The organism is Qipengyuania sp. CAU 1752, from assembly GCF_054482615.1.
In genome coordinates this window covers 912,324-937,140 of sequence record NZ_JBTLRE010000001.1, presented here as the reverse complement: position 1 = coordinate 937,140, position 24,817 = coordinate 912,324, and the positions used below count along the sequence as shown (strand labels likewise).

The following is a 24,817-nucleotide window of genomic DNA, read 5'->3' as shown; positions in this document are numbered from 1 at the left end:
GGGGATAGGTTCTCGCCGGGGTGCATACGCCTTCGACTGACCCAGCTCGGCCAATCCAAGGCACAAGCTTATTCGGCAGACAGCAGTTCTGCCTGTTTTTCCCGGATCCGCGCCAGCCTCTCTGCGAAAGGAGCGAGGTGTTCAGCATAAGGCTCGGCGCCGTGCCCGCCACCCTGCCCGACCGGCTGGCGCACCTGCGCAGCACTGTATGTCGGAACCGGCTCGGTCCGGCTCTCCGGTTCGAGGTATTTTGCCGACCATTCTATTCCGAGCCAGTCGAAAATCGCTCTCCCGGTGACTTCAGGTTGAGCCACGAAATCCTTGAAATCGATCAGCCGGATATCCATCCCGTCCTGGCGCCATGCCTTCAACGTATCGATTGCGAACTCGATATGATCGAGCGAGGTGCCGAAGTCGTTGGTAAAATCATACACCGGCGGAAAACGGCGAAGCCAAATCGAGACGGCCACATCGGCCGGGTCGCGCAAGACGGCGGCAAATTGTGCCCCCGGATGAATCCTCTCGACATTGCCGGCGATCCACAGGTGGAGCGGAGACTTGTCGACAATCCAGCTTGGCGATCCGGCCAGCCTCTGGATGCCCCGCCGATCGGCTTCGGCCAGTTCGCGCAGCAACGATTGCCGCTGCCCGGCGGGCATTGCCATGATGTCTCGCTCTCGCAACAGCAGGTGCTGTAACAGGGCACCGCGCTCCCCCACCGAAGTGATTTCGGGCGCAGCGGCCAGGACCGACTGAAGCAGTGATTGGCCGGACCGCGGCAGGCCAAGCAGGTAAAGGTGCTGTGGACCGCCGCTTTCGCTGGCAACCGGCTGTGCTTCGCGGCGCAATTCGCGTTGACGTTCGAGCAAAGACGGCCAATCGCGCCGCTCCCCTCCAGAAAGCAGGGCCTTGCCCTGGCTTGCCAGGTCCCAGGCCAGGTCCGGCTTGCCAGCCCGGTCATGATACTGCGCCAGGGCCAGCAGCAGATCGATCCGATCATTTTCCGAAAGCTTGTCACTCCTCAGCTCGGCCTCGGCTTGCTCGATGACCTTCTTGTCGCTGTCGAGAGCGATCAGATCCACCAGCAAGCGTGAGGAACGGGCCCCTGCCGCCTGCGCACTTGCGAGAACGTCCCGCGCCGCCTTTGGGCCCTCCATCCAAAGCGTAAGTTGGCCGAGCAGCGTAGCGGCCTCGGCGTCAGATGGATCACGCTCAAGCACCGACCGGACCAATTGCGCCGCCTCTGCGTATTGCATCGCCGCGTGCGCCAGCGAGGCTGCGGTCATCACGTCGGCGCGCTGCTGCGCATCGCGCGGCCCGATCGCCGTTGCTTGGTCCACCGGGAGAAGCCGTCTGGCTGTATCGAGCGCAGCATGGGTATCACCAATTCCCGCCTGCGCCTGCACCAGCATCCTTATAACCTGCGCAGGAGCTTGAGGGTTGGCAGCATAAGGTTCGAGCAGGTGGCGCGCTTCCCCGGCATTGCCATTTCTCAGGAGGACTTGAGCCAATGCGATGTCCAACGGCGCCATGCCCGGGGCCAGGCGCACCGCTTCGCGCAATTCGCGAACGGCACCTGAAGCATCACCGACCGCCTCCAGCCCCCGCCCCAAATTGTATCGGAACATGGCTTCGGCAGGTTCGGCGGCAACCGCTGCGCGCAGATGGTCCAGCGCAGCTGTGGCCTCGCCGGTAGCCACCATCGCCAGACCGAGCATTGATCGAGCTTCGCTTTTCTGGCGCATGTCCAGACGTTGTCCGAGCGCTTGCTCGATCGACGTCCGCGCCTCAGCAAAGCGCCCTTGCCGCATTGCAGCTTCTGCCTGGTCCAACAGTTCACTCATGTTTCGCTCCCTGCGGAGAGCGGAAGTGCGAGTCAACGCACCTGCGCTCTGCTGTAGCCTGAAATTTGGCCGAAACAGGAGGTCATGATTGCATGCAAGGGATTGTCGCGAAGAATTGGACCGCGCTGCTTGAAAAGGCCGGACAGACTTTCAACCTCGCATGCCAGCCCGCCACAGCTACGCTGGTAAATGAAGATATCAGGCAACAGGTCGCGGGTGAGCAAACCTGCGCACCAAGACCAAGCCTGGCAAACAGGTTTGCCCCCAGACCCTAGGTCAGAGCACCTTGTCGGGCGATGGATCGTGCTTGTGCCGTTCAGCCTTGCCGAAATGCCGCTCGAGCCGCTGTGCAAGCGTATTGGCCGCCTGCCGGGCCGCAGAATCAACGTCTGGGGCATGGGCAGTTACACCGATCGGCTTGCCGCTGCGCGGCCGCGCCTCGATTGTGCAGGACTTGTCGTCGGCCCCGCCCTTGGGTCCATTCTCATCGCGGACGTGAATTTCGAGCCGGCTCAGCCGTTCTTCAAAACGGGCCAGTTTCTGGCGAACCTGGTTTTCGATCCGCTCGGCGACGTTTTCCGTGCCCATGACTGAACTGTCGGAATTGAATTGGACCTGCATCAGGGGAAGCTCCTCTCGCATGTTAAACGGGTACTATGCGAGATGGGGAGCAGGCTGCGGGATTCCAACGAAAACACGCAGACAAGTTCGTTCGACCGTGATCGGGTCACGGCGAGTGGTATCGGAAATTGGATAAAATTTTGCGGCGGTAACAGCGCAAACGGGCGCCGGCGCTCAGCTTTCGGCTTGCTCTTCAGCGCGCGCTTCGGCCTTTTCGCGGACGATCTTCTCTCGCTGCGCGGCAACCGCACGAGCCTGCTCGGCAAGACCGCGCCAAGTCTTCTCCGCACGCAGTTCGCGATCGCGAACATTGGCGAGTACCGCTGCCTTGGCAGCGCGCGCCGCATCATCAGCACGGGCGGCGTAGAATTCGTATGACTGGCTCATTCGGTCACTCCCCCAGGATGTGCGAAGCCCCCCGGAAGCAGCGCGTGGCTGCCCCCGGGGGATTTGCGTAATTAGTCGGCGGCGCTCAGGTTCACGGCGCTTTCCTTGCCGTTGCGGCCCTGCTCGACGTCATAGTTGAGACGCTGGTCCTTATCGAGCGAGGTCATGCCTGCTGCCTGGACGGCAGTGATGTGCACGAAGCTGTCGTTCGAACCGTCGTCGGGCTGGATGAAACCATAGCCCTTGTCGGCGTTGAAGAATTTTACGGTGCCAGTCTTGGCCATTCGATGTTCCTTTCGAGAACTATTGGGTAACCCAGGCCACAACATGCGGCTTGGTCGTGCGTCAAATCGTCCGATGAAAGGAAATCGTCGCCTGGTTTACGCCGGGGGTGCAAGGCACCAAACGGCGGTAATCAAATCTCGACATCCGTCGCAAATTTCGACGTCAGCGATGCTGCTTTAGCACAGAAGGCGCGAAACGCCTAACGATCATTGGTGGCCGCAGCCGCCCTGCCCCTGTTCGTCCGGGGAACGAAGCGCCTGCTCCCACATGTCCAGCTTGCGTGCATGCAGGGTGTCGAGATCCTCATCGGCAATTGCCGCGGTCTCGGCCATGCTGCCGGTATGCGGGGCCATCTTGTTCCGTTGAAGCCATTTTTTCAGTCTCACCATTGCACTGTCCCTGCCACGCGCACCGGAATAGGTCGCATCGGCCTGGCTGGAAATTCACGCGATGGAGATTGGACCGAAGTCCCGGCGCCGCCGAACAAACTTGAAGCACGGTGTGTATAGCACAGTTCTCCATGAATACGGCATGAAATTCCAAACCGGAGGACAAGCAGGTTACGGGTGCTCTTCGAAAAGCTCGTACTGCTGGGTTGTTGAACCCCCGTCCCCGGCATTTGAGGGCGCTGGCAAAAAGCCCTATGCCGCCGCGCATGTCTTCCCCGCCCAACCCCGTCACCATCCTTGTCGATGCCGACGCCTGTCCGGTGAAGGACGAGATCTATCGCGTGGCCGAGCGTTTCGGCGCGCAGGTGCGGGTGGTCAGCAACTCGCCCTTCCGCGTGCCGGTGAGCGAGCGGGTCAAGCGGGTGGTGGTGGATGACAGCTTCGATGCCGCCGATGACTGGATCGCCGAGAATGCGGGCCCACGAAGCGTGGTGATCACCGCCGACATATTGCTTGCCGAACGCTGCTTGAAGACTGGCGCCAAGGTGCTGCAACACAATGGCCGCGAGTTCGATGCGGCCAGCATCGGCAGCGCCATCGCAACACGCGCGCTGATGGCGGACCTGCGCGCCGGGATGGACGGCATGACCGGCGGCCCGCCCCCGTTCAGCAAGGCCGACCGCTCGGCTTTCCTGCAGGCACTCGACCGGGTGCTGAACCAGCTGGGCCGCTGAGCAAAGCTCTCGCCGCCCACGATTTCGCGCGCTTTGTCGCCCGAACAGGCGTAGGGTAGCCACGGGGCATTCCGCCCCGATTGGAAAAACCCATGTCCAAGGGACAGAAATCGAACCGCGAAGCGCGCAAACCCAAGAAGGAAAAGGTCAAGACCAACGCCTCGCAGCCTTCGCAGAAGCCCGGCGGGATCAAGGGCCTGGAGAACATGACAAACAGCTGACCCAAGCGCGTCAGGCAGGCTGGCGAGCCGTGCGCCCGGGGTAAGGCACACGGAACGCTGCCGCGCGCCATCCATTGGTAAGGGGAACCCCCCATTAGCCAAAGGACCAACCCCCCATGAAAATCCTGATGATCCTCACCTCGCACGATGAACTGGGCGATACTGGCAAGAAGACCGGCTTCTGGCTGGAGGAATTCGCCGCCCCCTATTACGTGTTCAAGGATGCCGGCGCGGATATCACCCTCGCTTCTCCCGAGGGCGGTCAGCCCCCGCTCGATCCCAGCAGCGATACAGAAGACGCGCAGACCGACGCCACGCGCCGGTTCAAGAAGGACGAGGATTCGCAAAAGGCGCTGGCCACCACCAAGCGCCTCGCCGAAGTCTCCGTGTCCGATTACGACGCGGTCTTCTACCCCGGCGGGCACGGCCCGATGTGGGACCTGGCCGAAAGCAAGACCTCCATCAGCCTGATCGAACAGGCCATCGGCAACGGCAAGCCCGTCGCCGCCGTGTGCCACGCCCCGGCCGTGCTGCGCCATGTGAAGGGCGAGGACGGCGAATACCTGGTCAAGGGCAAGAAGGTCACCGGCTTTTCCAATAGCGAGGAAGAGGCCGTCGGCCTGACCGACGTTGTCCCCTTCCTGCTCGAAGACATGCTGGCCGAAAAGGGCGGCACCTATTCCAAGGGCGAGGACTGGGCGTCCTACGTGCTCGAGGACGGCCTGCTGATCACCGGCCAGAACCCCGCTTCCTCCGAAGAAGCCGCCGAGCGTTTGCTGGCGCGCCTGAAGTAACCCCGCAAGCCGATCTGCGCCGGGGCCGCGTGTGCGCCAATCCAACAGGATGGAACACATGGAACACGGTTCTGGTGCAAAAAACATCGCCGCGCCCGCGCCCGGAAGACCGGGTGCATAAAGGGCGTGGCGATGCTGCATGGCACATGTGCTAGCGCGCCGCCCTGCCCGTAGGAAAGCGGAAGTGGGGAGGCGGCGCTGGCGCGTGCTATCTATTGCCGCGATGGAAACGACTGTCGCATGGATTGCTGGAGTGGTGCTGAGCGTGATCGGCTGGGGCACGCTGGTCCAATTCGCCTGGATCGCCCGCACCTGGCCAAGGGCGCGGGGCCGCGTGGTCGGCAATATCAGCGAATGGGCCCACGGCAGCCCCGGCAGCGCCCGCCGCGCAGTCCATTTCCCCGAGATCGAGTTCGACATCGGCGGCCCGCTCCACCGCGCAAAGGGCGGCGTGGGCCGCAGCAAGCCGTGGGACATCGGCGAGCCGGTCGAGCTGTTTTACAAACCATCCAATCCCGACCACTTGCTCGACCTCAATCTTGGGCAGCGGCTGGTGTTTTCGGGGGCGTTTATCGTGATGGGCGGGTTGAGTTTGGCGGCGGCGATGGGGTTGGTGGGGTAAGCGAACGCAGTGAAAAGCCGCACCAACATAAGATTGTTCACATAAGAAAAAGGCGGGTTCCGTCGAACCCGCCTTCCCTTGTCACCGATTTACCGGAGGGCTTCAGCCAGGCATCAGCACCGTGTCGATCACATGGACAACGCCGTTCGAGGCGTCGACGTCGGTGGCGACCACGGTCGACTTTGCGCCGGTGGCATCGGTCAGCACGACATTGCCGCCTTCAAGGGTGGCGGTGAGCGTGGCGCCGTTAACTGTCTCGATTGCGTAACCGCCATAGCCGGCGCCCTGGATCGCTTTGATCAGCGCACCGCTCATCACCTCACCTGCGACCACGTGATAGGTGAGGATGCTGCCAAGCGTGTCGGTGTCCTGCGTAACCAGCTGATCGACTGTGCCGGCGGGCAGGGCGTCAAAAGCGGCGTTGGTGGGCGCGAAGACAGTGAAGGGTCCCGGGCCGGCCAGTGTGTCGACCAGCTTGGCGGCCTTCACCGCAGCGACCAGGGTCGAGAAATTGTCATTGCTGGCGGCGATGGCGACGATATTTGGCTGCGCCTTCATTTCGGAGGCATGACTCTTGTCCTTGTGGTCATGCGCCTGCAGCGTGACCGGCAGGGCGAGCGCGGCCCCCGCGATTAGCGAGGTAGTAAGTGAGCGGAACATGGCAATCCTTTCAAATAGTGGTCTCGTATTTCCCGTCTCACCCAAGCTGGGGATCCGGGCGGAGCCTGACGAGACGGACGAAAGGCGATGTAGGCCAAGGACCGTATAACGATCGACGGACGGGCGGCACGCGCAGCTGTTGAGCTAGGCCCGAGGTCTGGACGAGACACAGCTTGAATGAGCTGGTCGCATCAGCGGAAGTTTTTCCGCGTCACACATCACGCATCGCGCCTATCCTTCTTGCTCTCCGCCAGCTGCCGGTGTTCGTCCACGCTGCGGCGCATCTCCCGCGCCTGGAGGTGGAGCGCCTTGCCGCTGAGACGGATCTCGCGGCTCTGCTGGAAAAAGCCGAGGACCAGCCACAAAAAGGCCAGCGGGCTCGATACGCCGCCGAGGAAATCGCCCAGCTCGTTGAGCTTAAGATCAGCGGGGTTCTGCCCTTGGACCACCAGGTAAATGACCAGCCCCGCGACATAGAGCGCGGTCAGCGCAAGGCCGATCCGCGGCAGGTGGCGGCGCTCGCGCTTGTCGTCGAGCACCGCCGGTCCCTCACTTGTTTTGCGCTCTGCTACCGTCATTTGGCGGAGTTAGCCTCCACCTCGCCCGCTGGCAAATACACCCGGTCGCCCTTGGCCCTGTAAACCTCCGGCAACTCCTGCAGCGGAGCTTCTTCAGGCCTACCCCGGCATCACATCGAAGGCCGGGAGCGCGCCCGGTTCGAGCCAGTGCTGCTTGCTCTTGCACCAGATATGCATGGAGGGTGCGAAGGCATCGGGATTGTCGAGCGTGCCGGTCTTGATCCAGACCAGGCCGGGAGCGGCCTCGGCGCGGGTGAATAGCGGCGAACCGCATTGCAGGCAGAAGCTGCGCTCCACCGTGTTGCCGCTGTCGCCGTGATCGACATAGGTCGCGGCCTCGCCCTCGAGCGAGAATGCCGCCTCCGGCACGCCGGCAATGGTCGAGAAAGCGCTGCCGGTCTGCTTCTGGCAATGGCTGCAATGACATGCCATCGCCGCAACGGGCGCGGCGGTCACCGTGTAGCGCACCGACTCGCACAGGCAGCTTCCGTGCTGCTCCTTGCCCGTCTCGTCGCTCACTCTTGAGCCTCCTCTTCGGGAAGATAGAGCTTGTCGCCCTTTTCCTTATAAACCCTGCTCATCTCGCGCATCCCTTCCTCGGCGGCCTTGCGGCTGGCTTCGGCGGTATCGGCGCCGAGCTTCTCGGCAGCGATGAAGCCTTCGGCGCTCTGGTTCTGCTTGCTCGCGAAGTCACGCACTTCCTGGCTGATCTTCATGCTGCAGAACTTGGGCCCGCACATGGAGCAGAAATGCGCGGTCTTGGCGCCTTCTGCGGGCAGCGTCTGGTCATGATATTGCTCGGCCGTTTCGGGGTCGAGGCTGAGGTTGAACTGGTCACGCCAGCGGAATTCGAAGCGCGCCTTTGACAGCGCGTCGTCGCGCACCTGCGCCGCCGGGTGGCCCTTGGCCAAATCCGCCGCGTGGGCGGCCAGCTTGTAGGTGATCACGCCGACCTTCACATCGTCGCGGTCGGGCAGGCCGAGGTGTTCCTTGGGCGTGACGTAGCAAAGCATGGCAGTGCCGTACCAGCCGATCTGCGCTGCGCCGATGCCGCTGGTGATGTGGTCATAGCCGGGCGCAATATCGGTGACGAGCGGCCCGAGCGTGTAGAACGGCGCTTCGCCGCAGACCTCGAGCTGCTTGTCCATGTTCTCCTTGATCTTGTGCATCGGCACGTGGCCGGGGCCTTCGATCATCACCTGGACGTCGGACTTCCATGCGCGGTGGGTCAGTTCGCCCAGCGTGTAGAGTTCGGCAAACTGCGCCTCGTCGTTGGCATCGGCGATGCTGCCGGGGCGCAGGCCGTCACCCAGCGAATAGGCGACATCATAGGCCTTCATGATCTCGGTGATCTCGTCGAACCTCTCGTACAGGAAGCTCTCCTTGTGATGCGCGAGGCACCATTTCGCCATGATCGAACCGCCGCGGCTGACAATGCCGGTGACGCGCTTGGCCGCCATCGGCACGTAAGGCAGGCGCACGCCGGCGTGGATGGTGAAGTAGTCCACCCCCTGCTCGGCCTGCTCGATCAGCGTATCGCGGAACACTTCCCAGGTCAGGTCCTCGGCCACGCCGCCGACCTTTTCCAGCGCCTGGTAGATCGGTACTGTACCGATCGGCACGGGGCTGTTGCGGATGATCCATTCGCGGGTGTCGTGGATGTTGCGGCCGGTGCTGAGGTCCATGACCGTGTCAGCGCCCCAGCGGATCGACCAGACCATCTTGTCGACTTCTGCGGCGACATCGGACGCGACCGCGCTGTTGCCGATATTGGCGTTGATCTTGACCAGGAAGTTGCGCCCGATCGCCATCGGCTCGCTTTCGGGGTGGTTGATGTTGCTGGGGATGATCGCCCGGCCCCTTGCGACTTCGTCGCGGACGAATTCGGGCGTGATCTCGAGCGGGATTGCGGCGCCCCAATGCTGCCCCTCGGGCTTGCTGGCCAGCGCTGCGCGGCCAACGTTCTCACGCTCGGCCACATACTCCATTTCCGGCGTTATGATGCCGCGGCGGGCATAGTGCATCTGGCTGACGTTCTGGCCGGGCTTTGCCCGCAGTGGGCGTTTCACTACGTTGGGAAAAGCGGGCACGCCGCCCGAACGATCTGGGCCGAGCTGGCCATTGTCCTCGGGCTTGATCTCGCGACCATCGTAAGCCTCGACATCGCCGCGAGACATGATCCACTCGCGCCGCAATTGCGGCAGGCCGGACTGGATATCGATGCTGGCGCTCGGGTCGGTATAGGGTCCGGAAGTGTCGTAGACACGCACGGGGTCCTCGCCCCCTTCGAGCTGGATCTCGCGCATCGCCACGCGCACGCCGGTGCCGGTGCGGGCACCGACATGGATTTTCTTCGAGCCACGGATAGGCCCGGTGGTGACGGCTATGTTTTCGCCCGAGTTGGGGATTTCGAGCTGGGAATCGATGTCTGCCATGGGGAGGATTGTCCTTATAGAAAGGTTAGGATCAGATGGTATTGAGACGCGAGAGCGCGACAAAGAGGATGGCGGCGCCGAGCAGGACCGCGATGCCGGCCCACAGGTTCATGCGGGAGGAAAGCACTCCCTTCCACATGCCGATAAAGCGCTTGCCCGCGGCCAGGAATACAAGCCCCTCGGCCACCATGAAGCCACCCATCACCGATATGAGGACGCTGAGCCAGTCGCCCTCGCGCCACGGTGTGACGAGATAGATGGCAGCGCCAATTGCGAGACAATACATGCCGGTCAGGAATAGCAGCGCGGGACTGCGTTCGATATCGTCGACCATCTTGGCCCACATGCCCGGATTACGCAGTTCGCCAACGCCTGCGGCCAGAGAATAAAGGCCGACGAACAGGGCTATCCAGGCTGGTGTATCGGAAAAATTGGCCATGCCCGGCCTCCTCTCAAGCGCACGGTCGCACAAGTGAGGGAAACTGGCGGATATCGCACGGCGGCCGCCCCTTCCCTCCGCCGGTGCTAACCGGTTCAGGTTCAACGGGTCGTGGGGTGCTATACCCACCTCTCAGCCAAGCGGCTCCCCGGGGATGATGCGAGCATAGGGGGATCGGCGTGTCCGGTCCAGACCCCTCGACCACCCACTGCCTCGAACCACCAACCGATATTGCGGCGTGACAGTCTCGTCTCGCTATGCAACCTTTCCTGCCGGAGAGGAGATTTTCATGGGAGTTGCTGCCCAGAAAAACTGCGGCGTCATACCGGTCGAACCTGGCCGGCAGGCTGGTTGCTGATGGCCCGAATGTACCGGCTCTACGGCGCGCTTGCCTCGCCCTATTCGATGAAGATGCGCAGCCTGTTGCGCTACCGCTGGCTGCCCTTCATCTGGCACGATGGGGTAAGCGTGCAGGACGCTCTCGCCAAAGTCCGCGCCCCGGTCATCCCGGTGCTCGAATTTCCCGACGGGCATTTCGCCAACGATTCCACCCCTCTGGTGTACGAACTGGAGGAATTGCATCAGGAACGTGGCGTCGTGCCGCCGGACCCGGCGATTGCATTCCTCGCGCATCTGATCGAGGACTTCGCCGACGAATGGCTGACCAAGGCCATGTTCGGCTGGCGCTGGCTGGCCGAGGTCGACCAGGTGCAGATGAGCCGTTGGCTCGCCTTCGACCGGACGCACGGCGGCGGGCTCGCGGCCAGCCAGGCCGCAGCCAAAGCGTTTCGCGAGCGACAGGTCGGACGGATGGGGCTGGTCGGCTGCACGAGGGATAACTTTCCGCTGATCGAGGCATCCACTCACGTGGTGCTGCAGTCGCTCGAATCCCATGTGACCGAGAGTTTCTTCCTGTTCGGCAGCCGTCCCAGTCTTGCAGAATTCGGCCTGCTCGGCCAACTCTCACAGCTTGCCACCGACCCGACCCCGCAATCCATGATGCGGGAACACTACCCCTATACCTACCGCTGGCTCGCCCATCTCGAAGATCTGTCGGGACACACGGGCGAGTGGGCCAACGAGCCCTCAGCTGCGGCGCTGCGGATCGCGCAGGTCGCAGGTGCGGTCTACGCCTCCTTTCTCGTCGGAAACCAGGCGGCGTTGAATGCCGGAGAAGACATGCTTCGCTTCGAGGCGTTGGGACACACGTTTTCGCAACCGGTGTTCAAATACCAGGCCAAGTGCCTCGCCGATTTGCGCGGCCGCTACATGGCGCTGTCTGAAGACGGCAGGGCGCGCGTCTCCGGATGGGCCGGCGATAGCTGGCGCAAAGCCCTCGAAACCTAGGAAAGAGACACAAGTATGGCCTTCCGCATGACCGAGATGGTGGGATGCGAATTCCCGCTGTTTGCCTTTTCGCATTGCCGCGACGTGGTTGCCGCGGTTAGCCGTGCCGGCGGTTTCGGGGTGGTCGGGGCGGTCAGTTCAACGCCCGAGCAGCTCGAGCAGGAGCTCACCTGGATCGATGATCACGTAGAGGGCAGACCCTACGGCGTCGATGTGCTGATCCCCGAGGTGCAGGCGGTGGAGATGGACATCACCGCCGACCAGATCATCGCCCAGATTCCCGAGCGCTATCGCGATTTCACCCGCGCAATCCTGCGCGAAGCCGGCATCGCCGAGCAGGGAGCGGAGCTGCAAGGTGGATCACAACGGCCCAACACCTCACTCGGCCAGGAGTTGCTCGAAGTCAGCTTCAATCACCCGGTGCGGCTGATCGCCAATGCGCTCGGCACCGCTCCGCCCGAAATGATCGCCGCGGGCAAGCAGCGCGGCATTCCGGTGGCGGCGCTGGTTGGGGCCAAGGAACACGCGATGAAGCAGATCGAGGCGGGTGTGGACATCATTGTCGCGCAGGGCGGCGAAGGCGGTGGGCATTGCGGCGAGGTCTCCACCGTGGTGCTGATCCCCGAAGTGATCGACGCCATCGCCGAGGCTGGCGCAGATATCCCGGTACTGGCTGCGGGCGGGATCATGACCGGCAAGCAGATGGCGGGAATGATGGCGATGGGCGCGGACGGTGCCTGGTGCGGCAGCGTGTGGCTGGCAACCAGCGAAGCCGAAACGACCGAGGTCTTCCGCGAAAAGATGATCGCCGCCTCCAGCCGCGACACCATCCGGTCGAAGCACCGGACCGGCAAATACTCGCGGCAGTTGCGCAGCGAATGGCACCAGAAATGGGAAGAGGCCGAGATACCCGCCCTGCCCATGCCATTGATGATGCTGCTGTCCGAACCCACGCTGCGCGCAATCGACAAGGCCAGCGTCAACGGCAATCGCGCGGCGCAGGACTTGGCGACCTATTTTGTCGGCCAGGGCGTGGGCATGGTCAAAACCCAGCGCGGTGCCGGACAGGTGGTGCAGGAATTCAAGGAAGACTTCGCCGCCGCCTACGAGCGAATGATCGGAATGCTCGAATAGGCTGGACCGCGCGCTATTTCCTGTCGAGCGAGATGACCGCCATCGTCAGGCGCGAGATGCACACCAGCTTGCCATTGTCGTCAACGATGCGGATCGACCATATCTGCGTTGTGCGGCCGATATTGATCGGCGTGGCGGTGGCATGGACAAACCCGTCATAGGCCGGGCGGATGTGGTTGGCGTTGATCTCCATGCCAACGGTCGCGAAGCGTTCACGGTCGACCGTCATCGACGCGGCGACCGATCCGACGGTCTCTGCGAGCGCGACCGAGGCTCCGCCGTGCAATCGGCCATAGGGCTGGCGGGTGCGGGCATCGACCGGCATACGCGCGGTCACGCTGTCGGGGCCGACTTCGGTGAACTGGACGCCGAGATGGCCGTGCATGCAATCGTCGCCGCCCGACGCCAGCGTAGCAACCTCGGGCACCTTGCCGCCCCACCAAATGTTGTCCTTGCTCATGCGACTCTCAATGGCGGGAGGCAGGACGCGTGTCCATGCCTCCCGCGCATGATGTTCAGTGCCGATCAGCGCTGGCTGGCAATCCAACGATCGATCTTGGATTCGAGCACCGGCAGCGGCAGTCCGCCCGTGCCCAGCACCTGCGCATGGAAGGCCTTGATGTCGAATTTGCCGCCCAGCGCCTTTTGCGCCTTGGCCCGCAGCTCCTGGATCTTGAGCGCGCCGATCTTGTAGGCCAGCGCCTGGCTGGGGATGGCGATATAGCGTTCGACCTCGGCCACCACCTCGGTCCGCGTCATGCCCGAGTTCATGAGCATGAAATCGACCGCCTGGTCGCGGGTCCAGCCCTTGGAATGAAGGCCGGTATCGACCACCAGCCGCATCGCCCGCAATTGCTCGTCCTGCAGCGTGCCATAGCGGTTCCACGGATCTTCGAAGAAGCCCATCTCGTAGCCGAGCGATTCCGCATAGAGCGCCCAGCCCTCGATAAAGGCGGTGGTCCCACCAAAGCGCATGAAGGCCGGGAGATCGGTGTTCTCCTGCGCCAGGCTGAGCTGGAAATGGTGGCCCGGTGCGCCTTCGTGCAGATACAGCGTCATATTGCCCGTCGTCAGGCGGCTGGGCAGGTCATAGGCGTTGAAATAGAAAGTGCCCGGACGCGAACCGTCGGGCGTACCGGTCTGGTAGGACCCGCCCGCACTGAACTGCTCGATCGAGGGGTCGTAAGGCTCGATCTTCAATTCGCTCTTGGGAACGAGCGAGAAGTAGTCGCCGATGACCTTGTCGACGTCCTTGCCGATATCGTAATAGCTCTGCGTCAGCGCTTCGCGGCTTGCAGGCTTGAACTGCGCGTCGGTGCGGACGTGGTCGAAAAATTCCTGCAAGGTGCCGGTGAAGCCGACTTCGCCTTTCAGCTTTTCCAGCTCGCCCTTGATGCGCGCGACTTCCGACAGGCCGAGGTTGTGGATCGTGTCCGCTTCCAATGGCAGCGTCGTGGTTTCCTCGATCATCTGCTTGTAAAGCTTCTCGCCGCCCTTCATCGCGCTCAGGCCGACTTTCTCGCGGGCATTGGCAAGATATTCGTCGCGCAGGAAATTACGCATCCGCTCGTGAGCAGCGTAGATTTCGCGCGTCTTGGCTTCATAGGCTGCGGTCAGCCGGGTCTTGTCTGCATCCGAGAAATCCTCCGGAAACATGCCGACCGGTCCCATGAATTGCGATTCCGCGACCGGGATTTCCAACTGCGTATCAAGCTGCGAGATCACGTTCTTGATGGTCAGCTTGGTCTCGACCACGCCGGTGGCCATGCCTTCGCGGAACTTGTCGATGGCCCGGTCGGTGGTCGCGATATAATCGTCGTGACGGCTGAGGTTGTCCTCGTAATTGGCAAGGGTCTTGAACGGTGCCGCGCCGGTGCCGCTGGCGAAATTGGGGTAGAAGGTGTGAAAGCCGCTGAAGTGGTTGACCGGGCGAACTTCGGTCAGTGCACGAATTTCGTCGGTGCTGCCCTTGAGCGACTGTTCCTGGTTGTAGAGGAATACGTCGTAAGCGAGCTGGTCCTGCGGGGCGAGCTTGCTGCGGTCGATCTGCGCCAGCAGCGCCATGTTGAGCTGGGTGTCGCGCTTGCTGGCATAGAAGAACGCATCGGTAAGGAAATCGCCGAGCCTGTCGGCGTCCTTGTCGTCACCGCGAAACAACCGGGCAATCGGGTTGATTTCGAGATTGCGCTCATCGCTTTCGGCAAACAGGGCGAACAGCTTCTCGCGCTCGGTCTGCGCGGCGTCCTTTTTCGCCTCGACGGCAGGCTTTGCGCCATGGTTATCGGCCAGGGCCGGAGTGGCCGGCAAGGCGAGTGCGGCCGTGGCAAGCAAGACGCTGCGTAAAATGGTCATGTTGGAAAAGTCCCCAGTTTGATCGAATGCTGTATTAGGCGGATAATACACATACCGCCGCGTGACAAGTACGCCATATGGATGACCCGACCTTGCAGGAGCCTGTATCGGCCAAACGCCGCTGCTTATCGACCAGCGGCTATCCCAGGCAGTGCCGGTCGCCGCGGCGGGCGATGTTGAATCCGCGTCGAGCGACCTCGCGCGATTGCTCGCTATCGGAATCGCGGATCGGGTTGGTGTGGTTGATGTGGATGAAATGGATCTTGGCGCGATCCTGTGCGGGCAGGCCAGCCAGCCGATCCATCACCTTGGCCACGCGCGGATGCGGTATCTCGCTCATGTCACGGCCCGCCAACTCGCCATCGTCCCAGAAGGTAGCGTCGAGGAAAAGCAGGTCGAAGCCGGCCACCAGTTCCTCCAGGCTCTGGCCGCTCGTGGTTTCGAAAGCGTCCCAATCATCGAGATCGGGCAGATACAGCGCGGTCCGGTCCGGTGTCATGATGAAAAAGCCCACCGTCTCGGAATACTCGTCGCGATGAGGAACGAGGATGGGCATCACTCCGAAATTGTCGCTCACAACGGTGAACTGGCTCGCGGCCATTTCCTCGATCGTGATATTGCCCAATTCGACCAACTGGCTCCACGGGCCATTTTCGCGCAGGAAAGCTGCCATGCGCGGCATGGCAAAGACTGGCACCTCCTGCGCTCCAGCGGCCTCGCGGCCAAGCCAACCCAGACCGAGATAGTGCCCGATATGCGCGTGGGTCAGAAAGATGCCGTCGATGCCCAAACCCCGTTGGGGCGGCTCGATGGCGTCGAGCATGGCGAGCTGATCGGTAATCGCAGGGGTCGCATCGAACAGGTAGCGGCTACCCTGCCCACGATCGATCAAGGCCAGCGAACTGGGCAACAGGCGCGGCCCACGGTCGCGCATATTGCCGACCTGCGGTGCACCGGCATCCTGGCCTGTGCCCAATACCATGATTTCGCGCTGGCAGACCGTGTGGCCGGCGGGAGTGATCGAGGCCAGCGCCAGCGCGGCGAGGATCACTCGACCACCCGGCCGCGCACCATCACCCAATCGACGTTTTCGAGCACGGTCACATCAGTCAGGGGATTGCCCTTTACCGCGATGATATCGGCCGAAAATCCGGGCGCGATGCGGCCGATCTCGTTTTCCAGCCCGAGAACCTGCGCCGCGACCGTCGTCGCACTGGCGAGCACCTGGCGATCGCTCATCCCACCCTTCTTCATCAGCGCCAGTTCGCCGGCATTCTGCCCGTGCGGAAAGACCCCGGCATCGGTGCCAAAGGCGAGTTTGACGCCCCATTTGCGCGCCCGCTCGACAATACTTTCGGCAAACGGTCCCACGGCGCGCACCTTGTCCTCCACCACGGGGGTGTAGAAGCCGGTGCCAAGGTTTTCCTTGATGCCCTGGAACGCCATCAGTGTGGGCACCAGGATAGTGCCCTTCTCGCGCATTACGCGAGCCGCCTGTTCATCGATATAGGTGCCATGCTCAATCGTCTGGACACCGGCGCGTGCCGCCGCCTCGATCCCGCGCGCGCCATGGGCATGGGCGGCAACTTTAAGGCCAAGTGATGTCGCGGTATCGACGATTGCCTTCATCTCGGGGTCGCTGAAATGCGCCTCGAGCCCGCGGCCCTGCTGGCTCAGCACCCCGCCAGTGGCGGTGATCTTGATCAGGTCGGCGCCGTATTTGGACGCAGTGCGGACCATTTCGGCACAAGCTACCGGCCCGGTGCAGGTAAAGTCGCTGGCAAGGATTTCACCCACGCCGCGCCGGAAACCATTGGTGTCGCCATGGCCGCCAACGATGGCGATCGTGCGTGCAGAAGTGACCACGCGCGGTCCCGGGATCACGCCTTCCTCCGTCGCACGGCGCAGCATCTGCATGACCTGGTCGGTCCGCGAGCCAAGGTCGCGCACGGTGGTGAAGCCCGCCTGTGCCGTCTCCCGCGCATTCTTCGCCGCAAGCAACACGTACCACTCGGGCGGAGTGGTGGCGGCGCGCCAGAACTCACCGCTCGGGTCGCCCGACAAATGCGTGTGCAGGTCGACCAGCCCCGGCAGTACGGTGTGGTCGGGCAGGTGGACCATGGTCGCGCCTTCAGGCGTGGGCGCGAAGCCTTCGGCGATGCTGACGACCTTGCCATCGGTGACAGTGATGGTGGCGGGACCACTGGCAGTCCCATCGGCATCGGCAACGACCGAGCCGGCGTGGATGATCACGGTATCGGCCAGGGCCGGACCGGCCAGCATGGACGCTACGGCAATGGCGGCAATGCGAATGCTGCGGACGGTATTCTTCATGGCAATCCCCTCGTATGGCGCATGATTTGCGCTTCAAGTGACAGCCGCTATAGCCCGCCACAACCAAACCACAAACGAGAGGAAAGACTGACCGATGAAGAGTCTGAAAACCGCCCTTCTAGCCACCGCCCTGCTTGCCCCTGCCGCCGCGATGGCGCGTCCAATGACGGCCGAAGACGTCGCCAGGCTGGAGAGCGTCGGCACGCTCGCCGTCTCCCCCGATGGCAGCCGCGTGGCCTACACCACTGCCAGCTTGCCTGACGTGACTGCGGGCGAGGACGACGGCAGCACGACGCAGGAACTAAAGGTCGCCTGGGGCCCCGACAGCTGGCGCGCTTATCTGCCCGACGACATCAGCCCGGGTCGGGTCGGTTTCTCGCCCGACGGCCAGATGGTCACCTATCTGTGGGCCGACGAGGACGAAAAGCGCGCCGTGTGGGGCGTGCCGGTTGATGGCGGCGCGCCGCGCAAGCTGGCCGAGATCAAGGACACGAACGTCGCTTCCTACACTTTCTCGCCCGATGGCCAGACGCTGTATCTGCTGGTCGACGCCGCAACGGACAAGGCTCGCAAGAAGGAAGACAAGGCCGGCTTCGATGCCATCGTTTACGAAGAAGAAGCGAAGCTGAACCGGCTGTTTGCCGCCCGGGTCGGTAGCGATGTCGACGCCGCGCCACTGGCGATAACCATCCCCGGTTATGTCAGCGCCTTCGACGTCTCGCCCGATGGCAAGACCGGCATCATCCAGAGCGCGCCGACACCCAATATCGACGACAATTACACCTCCAAGCGGGTCCATGTGATCGACCTGGCGACCGGCACCGTAAAGAAGGTGGTCGAAACTCCAGGCAAGCTCGGTGATGTCGAGGTCTCGCCCGATGGCGCCCAGCTTTCGATGATCGCGGGGGTCGACATGAACGATCCGGCCGACACCACACTGCACCTGGTGGACGTTGCAACCGGCACCTATCGCGCGCTCAACGCCGGGGCTGCCGAAGCTGCGACCGATGCGGAATGGATGACCGATGGCACTCTGGTGGCGATCATCCACAAGGGCGCGCAGTCTCTGCTGCGGATGTACAACGCCGATGGCAGCGTGAAGGGCGAAATCGATGCCGGCGCGCTGATCCTGACCGATGTCGAGACCGGCGGTGGCAAGATCTTTGTCGAAGCCAATTCGCCGACACATCCGGGCGAAATATTTGCGCTCGACGGCAACAGCTTCACCCGCTGGACCTCGCACAATCCGTGGCTGTCGGAAATCGACTTCGGCACGCAGCGCACGATCACCTATGCAGCGCGCGACGGGCAGCAGGTCGAAGGCATACTGATCGAACCCGTGGGTGGTCCGGCCAAGGGCGGATCGCCGACCATCATGATGGTTCATGGCGGTCCCGAGGCGCATTATTCGAACGGCTGGTTGACCGCCTATTCTATGCCGGGCCAGGTCGGTGCCGGCAAAGGCTATGCCGTGTTTCACCCGAACTATCGCGGTTCGACCGCCTACGGCACGGCGTTTTCGAAGCAGCACCAGGGCAAATACACCGACCCCGAGTTCACCGATATCGTCGATGCCAAGCGACAACTGGTCAAGGCGGGTATTACCGATCCCAAGCGCACCGGGATCACCGGCGGCTCTTATGGCGGCTATGCCAGCGCCTGGGGCGCGACGCATGATTCGGCTGAATATGCCGCAGCGGTGATGTTTGTCGGTATTTCCAACCAGATCAGCAAGTTCGGCACCACCGACATCCCTTACGAGATGTATAATGTGCACAGCCGCAAGTGGCCGTGGGACGATTGGCAAGCGATGCTCGACGTGTCGCCGGTCTACCATGTCGACAAGGCCGAGACGCCGATCCTGATCATGCACGGACAGGAAGACACCCGGGTCGACCCGGGCCAGAGCTACGAGCTCTATCGTTCGATCAAGGTGCGCAAGCCCGAAACACCGGTACGCATGGTGCTCTATCCGGGCGAGCCGCATGGCAACCGCCGGGCAGCCAGCCGCTATGACTACAATCTGCGGATGCTGCGATGGTTCGACACCTATCTCAAGACCGGGAACCGCAAGGCCAAGATGCCGCCGGCACGGCCCGAATTGAAGATCGACAAGGCCGAAGAGAGCAAGGACTGATACACGACAAGGGCCCCGGAATTCCGGGGCCCTTTATCGTGGGAGCAATATAGCCTTGTTTAGAAGGTGTAGCCCAGTCCCGCCCCGATAAGCCATTGGTCGGCGCTGCCGCGCATCGCCGTCAGGGGCGTGTTCTTGGCGTCACCCAGCAACCTCGAATAGCCGCCAATCCCGACCAGCGAAAACCCGCCGTCGGTGACATCGCCATTGAGGTCGAAGGCCATGAACACGTTGGCGCCGATGCTGTTGAGCCCCCCATCGGCCTGGAAAGCCGGGAGCCCGCTGGTGAGGCTCTGCGCCGGGGTGATGCTGTAATAATAGTCGGCGAAATCATCGTCGACAAAGCTTGCGCCGAGCGAAAGCGATCCCGCGATGCCGCGGCTGAGCGGCGTGAAGTAGGTCACGCTCGGCGACACTGACATCCCGCTGTGTGCGCCGGCGATATCCCACAGCGCATCGACGCTAAAGCTGAGGCTATCGTATGGATTGAGCACCTGCGGAACACTGATTCCGGCGGTGGGGCCGACTTCGATCGCGCGATCAAGTTCGCCAAGGGTCTCGACCACCGGGTCCTTGATACCCTTGATATCGGCGCGGTCGCTGCGCAGCCGCCCGGCAATTCCGAAGTCGAACGACACGCCCTCGGCAGCATCGGGCACGAAATCCACTGCCAAGCCCGCCGGGCGTGGACTGATATCGATCCCTCCGACACTCGCCTGGACGATCGGCAGGGGGAAGATGACGTAATCGTCGGACCCCGAGTAGCTCGGACCGAAAGCAGCGCCGAAACCGATCGACAGAAAATCGCCGTCAAATACTGTCGTGGGCGGGCCACCCGCCGGCGCTGCCTGGTCGGGCGCGGCCCCCGGGTCGGCGACATCCTGCGCAGCCAACGGGGCTACCGCAAGCACAAGCAATGGGAGAGCGGCATGACGCATGGCGCCGGATGTAAGGAAGTTCATGGCGTTACAACTCCAGCTCAAGGCGTAAGTTCCTCGCCCCGGCATCACAACCGATAATGAGATTGCCGCCAGCCGTCACGCCCCCTAGTGCGATCAGGTGATGAGCGGGGGAAAGGCAGATGTGGCAATCGTGGGCGGCGGGCTATCGGGTGGCCTGATCGCACTGGCCCTGCGACAATCGCGGCCCGATTGCCAGGTGGTCCTGCTCGAAGGCGGTGAAGCACTGGGCGGCAACCACCGCTGGAGCTGGTTTGCCAGCGATTGCGACAACGAGGGCGAAGCCTTGCTGGCCAGCTTTCGCAAGAGCCGGTGGGATGGCTACGACGTGGTTTTTCCAAGCCATACGCGGCGGCTCGACACGCGCTACTTTTCACTCGCCTCGCATGATTTCGATGCCGCCTTGCGTCGGGAACTGGCCCCGCAGACTATCCGTACCGGGGCAGATGCACAGCATTGCACCCATGACAGCGTGACGCTTGGCAGCGGCGAGATCGTCAATGCGCGCAGCGTGATCGATTGCCGGGGCTTTACCCCCTCGCCCCATGTGCGCGGCGGGTGGCAGGTCTTCATGGGGCGGCACATGCGCACGCGCATTCCGCATGGGATCGCCCGTCCGGTGATCATGGACGCCGGTGTCGACCAGGCCCACGGCTATCGCTTCGTCTATGTCCTGCCCCTGGGCGCAAGCGACATCTTCATCGAGGACACCTATTATCAGGACACCCCTGTGCTCGACCGCTCGGCGCTGTCGGCTCGGCTCGATGCCTATGCCGGCGAGCAAGGGTGGGAAGGCGATATCATCGGCAGCGAGACCGGCGTGCTACCTGTGGTTACCGGCGGAGATTTCAGCGCCTACCGCCGTGATGCCGGCCTCGACCGGGTCGCCACTGCCGGTACCGGCGCCCTGCTGGCGCATCCGCTGACCAGCTACACCGTGCCGTTCGCGGTCCGCACCGCGCAGCTTGTGGCGCAGAATGCCGACCTGCCCGGCGACCAGCTCGCCGCCCTGCTCGCCGACCATGCGCGACAGCACTGGAACCGGACCGGATATTACAGGCTTTTGGGCAGCATGCTGTTCGGTGCCGCTTCGCCTAGGGAACGCTATCGGGTGTTCGAGCGGTTCTATCGTCTCGACCGCGGACTGATCGAACGGTTCTATGCCGGTCGCTCGACGTTGGGTGACAAGCTGCGCGTGTTGAGCGGCAAGCCTCCCGTTCCCGTGCTGCGCGCGATCGCAGCCATCGCCAACAAACAGCCGCCACTGGTGGCCCGCTGAACGTCGAAAGTCAGTAACTGCAATGAATTCTCCGCAAGACAAAGACGCCAAGACCGCTTGCGTCATCGGAGCCGGCTTCGGCGGACTGGCGCTGGCCATCCGCCTGCAGAGCGCGGGCATCGCCACCACCGTGATCGAGGGCCGCGACAAGCCCGGCGGGCGGGCATATTTCTGGGAGCGTGACGGCTTCACCTTCGATGCCGGACCGACGGTGGTGACCGACCCCGACTGCCTTAAGGAATTGTGGGCGCTGACCGGCCACGACATGAAGCGCGATGTCGAATTGATGCCAGTGCGCCCCTTCTACCGGCTCAACTGGCCCGATGGTCACAATTTCGATTATTCGAACGACAAGGCCTCGCTCTACAAGGAAATCGAGAAGCTCAACCCGGCCGACGTGGCAGGCTACCAGGGCTTCCTCGAATACGCCGCCGGTGTCTACGAAGAAGGCTACGTCAAGCTCGGCACCGTGCCGTTCCTCGATTTCAAGTCGATGATGAAGGCGGCTCCGGCACTGGCCAAGAAGCAGGCGTGGCGCAGTGTCTATTCGATGGTATCGAGCTATGTCGAAAGCGAGAAGCTGCGCGAGGCTCTGAGCTTTCACACGCTGCTGGTGGGTGGCAACCCGATGAAGACCAGCAGCATCTATGCGCTGATCCACAAGCTCGAGATGGATGGCGGGGTATGGTGGACGCGCGGTGGCACCAACCGCCTGATTGCCGGCATGATCCGCCATTTCGAACGCCTGGGCGGAACGATGAAGGTTGGCGACCCGGTAGTGCGCGTACATACCGAGGATGACCGGGCACGCGAGGTCGAGACTGCCAGCGGCTGGCTCCAGCCCTTCGATGCCGTGGCCAGCAATGCCGATATCGTCCATTCCTACCAGGATCTGCTCGGCCGCGACCAACGCGGCTGGCGGATGGGCAAACGGCTGAAAAAGAAGAGCTACAGCCCGTCGCTGTTTGTGGTCCATTTCGGGCTCGAGGGCACCTGGCCGGGCATCCCGCACCACATGATCCTGTTCGGGCCCCGCTACAAAGGACTGCTGGAGGACATTTACGACAAGGGCGTGTTACCGGAGGATTTCAGCATCTACCTGCACCATCCGACGGTGACCGACCCGAGCATGGCCCCGCCTGGCAAGAGCACCTTCTACGCACTGGTCCCGGTCGCCCACATGGGCAAGCTCAAGATCGACTGGGACAAAGTCGGGCCGGAACTGGAAAAGCGTATCCTCGACGAGGTGGGGCGACGATTGATACCCGATATCCACGACCGGATCGTGACCAAGTTCCATTACGCGCCGAGCGATTTCGCAACCGATCTCAACGCGCATCTGGGCAGCGCCTTCAGCCTCGAGCCGGTGCTGACGCAGAGTGCCTTCTTCCGCGGGCACAATCGCGACGACGTGATCGACAATTTCTACCTTGTCGGGGCCGGCACCCATCCCGGCGCGGGCATCCCCGGCGTAGTCGGCAGCGCCAAGGCGACAGCGGGTCTGATGATCGAGGATTTGACATCCTGACGCGCGCCGATACGTGGGCCACATGAAAAGACTTGCTGTGTATTGCGGCTCCGCAACGCCCCGGGACCCGCGTTTTATCGAACTCGCCCGCGACGTTGGCGCCGGTCTTGCCGAGCGTGGCATCGGGGTTGTGTATGGCGGTGGCCGGCTGGGCCTGATGGGGGCGGTCGCCAGCGGCGCGCTCGACGCCGGAGGCGAGGTCATCGGGGTGATCCCGGAAGCGCTCGCGGGCAGCGAAGTCGCCAACAATGACTGCACCGAGCTCCACACCGTTTCCGGCATGCACGAGCGCAAGCAGCAATTTACCGACCTGTCGGACGGCTTCATCACCATCCCTGGCGGGGTCGGCACGATGGACGAATTGTGGGAAGCGATGAGCTGGGCGCAGCTTGGATACCATTCCAATCCGGTCGGGCTGCTCAACGCGTTTGGCTTTTTCGACGACCTGATTGCCTTTAACGCCCACATGGCTTCGGTCGGTTTCGTACGGCCAGCGCACCAGAATATCCTGATCGCTGCCGAAAGTCTGCCGGAACTGCTGGACCAGATGGCGCGTTATCAGCCGCACACCCCCATCTTCCGGATGAAGGCCGAAGATCTCTGACGTGAGCAAGAAAAGACAGCCGATCCATAAGTTCACTGAGCGTCGGCTTGTTCCCTCTCTCATCCTGCGCGAGACGGTTCCGCGCGCGGGGGGCGGGCGTGACCGCGAGGGGCTTGTAGCCAACAGCTATGCGATGATTGCCGAAGGATCGAAAAGCTTCGCTTCGGCCAGTTCGCTGTTCGACCAAGCCACGCGAGAGCGTGTCTGGATGCTCTATGCCTGGTGTCGCCGGTGTGACGATATTGCCGACGGGCAGGACCTGGGCGGCCAATTGCGCGAACAGGAATATCTCACCGACCGGGTCAAGGCGATCCGCGTCCTCACCCGTCGCGCGCTAGACGGCCAGCCCACTGCTGACCTTGCCTTCGATGCCTTCGGCCAGGTGGCCAAGGAATGCCATCTGACAATGGAAATGGCCGAAGACGTCATCGCCGGGTTCGAACTCGATGCGGAAGGCTGGCGTCCAAGGACAGAAGCCGATCTTGCCCGCTATTGTTACCACGTGGCCGGCGCGGTCGGCGTGATGATGGCTCGGGTGATGGGGGTTTCGGCGGATGATGGAGAAACGCTGGCCCGCGCCTGCGATCTGGGCCTGGCTTTCCAGCTCGCCAATATCGCCCGCGATCTCGACGAGGACGATGCCGCCGGACGTTGTTACATCCCGCACGAGTGGCTGGCCGAGGAAGATATCGAGCCGGGCCAGTTGATGAAGCCGCACCATCGCGGCGAGGCATCCGATATCGCCCGCCGGCTGGTGGTAATGATGGACCGCCATGCGCAGGCCGCGAAGCTGGGCACGACCAATCTCCCGTTCCGCAGCCGCTGGGCAGTGCTGGCCGCTGCCAATATCTACACCGAGATCGGGCACGAGGTCGATGCACGAGGTCGCGCCGCCTGGGATCGCCGCGTGGTAATTCCGCGTTATCGCAAGCTGGGCCTGATCGTCTCGGCATTCTTCGAGGCCTTGCGCAACAAGCCTTTGCCGCCCGACGATATGCCCAGCTGGAATTACGGCGACATCCTGCTCGACGTGCGGATGCGCGGCAAGATTGCCGAACCGCCAATGACGCCGCTGCCCGACGAGGAATAGAGCCGCGTTCGTGACGGCTTGCCGAGCGCCGCGCGCTCGCCTAG

The 24,817-nt window shown here is 62.9% G+C and carries 26 protein-coding genes and 1 riboswitch; of the genes, 11 read left to right on the top strand and 15 right to left on the bottom strand.

What is annotated here, in order from left to right; translation table 11 throughout:
* Positions 1–68: 68 nt before the first annotated feature.
* From ACXYL9_RS04495 to ACXYL9_RS04475, 5 genes are all read right to left on the bottom strand, one after another.
* Positions 69–1,844 carry a tetratricopeptide repeat-containing sulfotransferase family protein gene (locus tag ACXYL9_RS04495; protein WP_459038388.1) on the bottom strand — a complete coding sequence of 592 codons (1,776 nt, stop codon included), beginning with the start codon at positions 1,842–1,844 and terminating at the stop codon, positions 69–71.
* 276 nt (positions 1,845–2,120) lie between these two features.
* The gene (locus ACXYL9_RS04490; RefSeq protein ID WP_459038387.1) at positions 2,121–2,465 is read right to left on the bottom strand and encodes an HPF/RaiA family ribosome-associated protein; all 345 of its coding nucleotides are present in this window, start codon (positions 2,463–2,465) and stop codon (positions 2,121–2,123) included.
* A 174-nt stretch (positions 2,466–2,639) separates the two neighbouring features.
* On the bottom strand, positions 2,640–2,852 hold the full coding sequence (locus tag ACXYL9_RS04485; RefSeq protein ID WP_459038386.1) for a hypothetical protein: 213 nt from the start codon (positions 2,850–2,852) through the stop codon (positions 2,640–2,642).
* Positions 2,853–2,923: 71 nt separating this feature from the next.
* Positions 2,924–3,136 carry a cold-shock protein gene (locus tag ACXYL9_RS04480; RefSeq protein WP_459038385.1) on the bottom strand — a complete coding sequence of 71 codons (213 nt, stop codon included), beginning with the start codon at positions 3,134–3,136 and terminating at the stop codon, positions 2,924–2,926.
* Positions 3,137–3,343: 207 nt separating this feature from the next.
* Positions 3,344–3,490, bottom strand: coding sequence for a hypothetical protein (locus ACXYL9_RS04475; RefSeq protein WP_459038384.1), 147 nt, complete (start codon positions 3,488–3,490; stop codon positions 3,344–3,346).
* Between the two features lie 302 nt (positions 3,491–3,792).
* On the opposite strand from ACXYL9_RS04475, the gene ACXYL9_RS04470 reads away from it, so the two are divergent.
* The 4 genes from ACXYL9_RS04470 (at position 3,793) to ACXYL9_RS04455 (ending at position 5,897) form a co-directional block, all read left to right on the top strand.
* Positions 3,793–4,260 carry a YaiI/YqxD family protein gene (locus ACXYL9_RS04470; protein ID WP_459038383.1) on the top strand — a complete coding sequence of 156 codons (468 nt, stop codon included), beginning with the start codon at positions 3,793–3,795 and terminating at the stop codon, positions 4,258–4,260.
* Between the two features lie 92 nt (positions 4,261–4,352).
* On the top strand, positions 4,353–4,481 hold the full coding sequence (locus ACXYL9_RS04465) for a hypothetical protein (protein ID WP_459038382.1): 129 nt from the start codon (positions 4,353–4,355) through the stop codon (positions 4,479–4,481).
* 116 nt (positions 4,482–4,597) lie between these two features.
* Positions 4,598–5,275, top strand: a complete 678-nt coding sequence (locus ACXYL9_RS04460) for a type 1 glutamine amidotransferase domain-containing protein (RefSeq protein ID WP_459038381.1) — start codon at positions 4,598–4,600, stop codon at positions 5,273–5,275.
* Between the two features lie 223 nt (positions 5,276–5,498).
* The gene (locus ACXYL9_RS04455; RefSeq protein WP_459038380.1) at positions 5,499–5,897 is read left to right on the top strand and encodes a DUF3592 domain-containing protein; all 399 of its coding nucleotides are present in this window, start codon (positions 5,499–5,501) and stop codon (positions 5,895–5,897) included.
* A 102-nt stretch (positions 5,898–5,999) separates the two neighbouring features.
* On the opposite strand, the gene ACXYL9_RS04450 is transcribed toward ACXYL9_RS04455, so the two are convergent.
* The 5 genes from ACXYL9_RS04450 to ACXYL9_RS04430 form a co-directional block, all read right to left on the bottom strand.
* Positions 6,000–6,557, bottom strand: coding sequence for a fasciclin domain-containing protein (locus tag ACXYL9_RS04450; RefSeq protein WP_459038379.1), 558 nt, complete (start codon positions 6,555–6,557; stop codon positions 6,000–6,002).
* Between the two features lie 218 nt (positions 6,558–6,775).
* On the bottom strand, positions 6,776–7,135 hold the full coding sequence (locus ACXYL9_RS04445) for a hypothetical protein (RefSeq protein ID WP_459038378.1): 360 nt from the start codon (positions 7,133–7,135) through the stop codon (positions 6,776–6,778).
* 99 nt (positions 7,136–7,234) lie between these two features.
* Positions 7,235–7,654: a GFA family protein gene (locus tag ACXYL9_RS04440; RefSeq protein WP_459038377.1), complete on the bottom strand. Its 420-nt coding sequence runs from the start codon at positions 7,652–7,654 to the stop codon at positions 7,235–7,237.
* On the bottom strand, positions 7,651–9,570 hold the full coding sequence (gene thiC / locus ACXYL9_RS04435) for a phosphomethylpyrimidine synthase ThiC (RefSeq protein ID WP_459038376.1): 1,920 nt from the start codon (positions 9,568–9,570) through the stop codon (positions 7,651–7,653). Before thiC ends, ACXYL9_RS04440 begins: the two co-directional genes overlap by 4 nt.
* Before the next feature lie 31 nt (positions 9,571–9,601).
* Positions 9,602–10,009: a hypothetical protein gene (locus ACXYL9_RS04430; RefSeq protein WP_459038375.1), complete on the bottom strand. Its 408-nt coding sequence runs from the start codon at positions 10,007–10,009 to the stop codon at positions 9,602–9,604.
* A 54-nt stretch (positions 10,010–10,063) separates the two neighbouring features.
* A riboswitch (TPP riboswitch) is annotated at positions 10,064–10,170 on the bottom strand.
* Positions 10,171–10,366: 196 nt separating this feature from the next.
* Here ACXYL9_RS04430 and ACXYL9_RS04425 point away from each other — a divergent pair.
* Together ACXYL9_RS04425 and ACXYL9_RS04420 are read left to right on the top strand one after the other, a co-directional pair.
* Positions 10,367–11,356 (top strand): glutathione S-transferase N-terminal domain-containing protein, encoded by a 990-nt coding sequence (locus tag ACXYL9_RS04425; RefSeq protein ID WP_459038374.1) that lies wholly within the window; start codon positions 10,367–10,369, stop codon positions 11,354–11,356.
* A gap of 15 nt (positions 11,357–11,371) precedes the next feature.
* A complete protein-coding gene (locus ACXYL9_RS04420) occupies positions 11,372–12,490 on the top strand; it encodes an NAD(P)H-dependent flavin oxidoreductase (protein ID WP_459038373.1) in 1,119 nt (372 codons plus the stop codon).
* 13 nt (positions 12,491–12,503) lie between these two features.
* Here the strand turns inward: ACXYL9_RS04420 and ACXYL9_RS04415 are convergent, their stop codons facing one another.
* The 4 genes from ACXYL9_RS04415 to ACXYL9_RS04400 all read right to left on the bottom strand — a co-directional run bounded on the left by ACXYL9_RS04415 (position 12,504) and on the right by ACXYL9_RS04400 (position 17,176).
* A complete protein-coding gene (locus ACXYL9_RS04415; RefSeq protein ID WP_459038372.1) occupies positions 12,504–12,950 on the bottom strand; it encodes a hotdog fold thioesterase in 447 nt (148 codons plus the stop codon).
* Between the two features lie 65 nt (positions 12,951–13,015).
* Positions 13,016–14,842, bottom strand: coding sequence for a DUF885 domain-containing protein (locus tag ACXYL9_RS04410; RefSeq protein ID WP_459038371.1), 1,827 nt, complete (start codon positions 14,840–14,842; stop codon positions 13,016–13,018).
* A gap of 139 nt (positions 14,843–14,981) precedes the next feature.
* Positions 14,982–15,923 (bottom strand): MBL fold metallo-hydrolase, encoded by a 942-nt coding sequence (locus ACXYL9_RS04405; RefSeq protein ID WP_459038370.1) that lies wholly within the window; start codon positions 15,921–15,923, stop codon positions 14,982–14,984.
* Entirely contained in the window at positions 15,890–17,176 is a 1,287-nt protein-coding gene (locus tag ACXYL9_RS04400) for a metal-dependent hydrolase family protein (protein ID WP_459038369.1), read from the bottom strand. The genes ACXYL9_RS04405 and ACXYL9_RS04400 overlap by 34 nt, the downstream gene beginning before the upstream one ends.
* 94 nt (positions 17,177–17,270) lie before the next feature.
* Here ACXYL9_RS04400 and ACXYL9_RS04395 point away from each other — a divergent pair, with 94 nt between their 5' ends.
* Positions 17,271–19,313, top strand: coding sequence for a S9 family peptidase (locus tag ACXYL9_RS04395; protein ID WP_459038368.1), 2,043 nt, complete (start codon positions 17,271–17,273; stop codon positions 19,311–19,313).
* Between the two features lie 59 nt (positions 19,314–19,372).
* Here the strand turns inward: ACXYL9_RS04395 and ACXYL9_RS04390 are convergent, their stop codons facing one another.
* A complete protein-coding gene (locus ACXYL9_RS04390) occupies positions 19,373–20,275 on the bottom strand; it encodes a MipA/OmpV family protein (RefSeq protein ID WP_459038367.1) in 903 nt (300 codons plus the stop codon).
* Between the two features lie 100 nt (positions 20,276–20,375).
* Here ACXYL9_RS04390 and crtY point away from each other — a divergent pair, with 100 nt between their 5' ends.
* From crtY to ACXYL9_RS04370, 4 genes are read left to right on the top strand one after another with little or no spacing between them, the layout of a single operon-like run.
* Positions 20,376–21,551, top strand: a complete 1,176-nt coding sequence (gene crtY, locus ACXYL9_RS04385) for a lycopene beta-cyclase CrtY (protein WP_459038366.1) — start codon at positions 20,376–20,378, stop codon at positions 21,549–21,551.
* Positions 21,552–21,573: 22 nt separating this feature from the next.
* Positions 21,574–23,079, top strand: coding sequence for a phytoene desaturase (locus ACXYL9_RS04380; protein WP_459038365.1), 1,506 nt, complete (start codon positions 21,574–21,576; stop codon positions 23,077–23,079).
* A 22-nt stretch (positions 23,080–23,101) separates the two neighbouring features.
* Positions 23,102–23,683, top strand: a complete 582-nt coding sequence (locus tag ACXYL9_RS04375) for an LOG family protein (protein ID WP_459038364.1) — start codon at positions 23,102–23,104, stop codon at positions 23,681–23,683.
* Position 23,684: 1 nt separating this feature from the next.
* Complete coding sequence (locus ACXYL9_RS04370; protein WP_459038363.1) at positions 23,685–24,773, top strand: phytoene/squalene synthase family protein; 1,089 nt, start codon at positions 23,685–23,687, stop codon at positions 24,771–24,773.
* Positions 24,774–24,817: the final 44 nt, after the last annotated feature.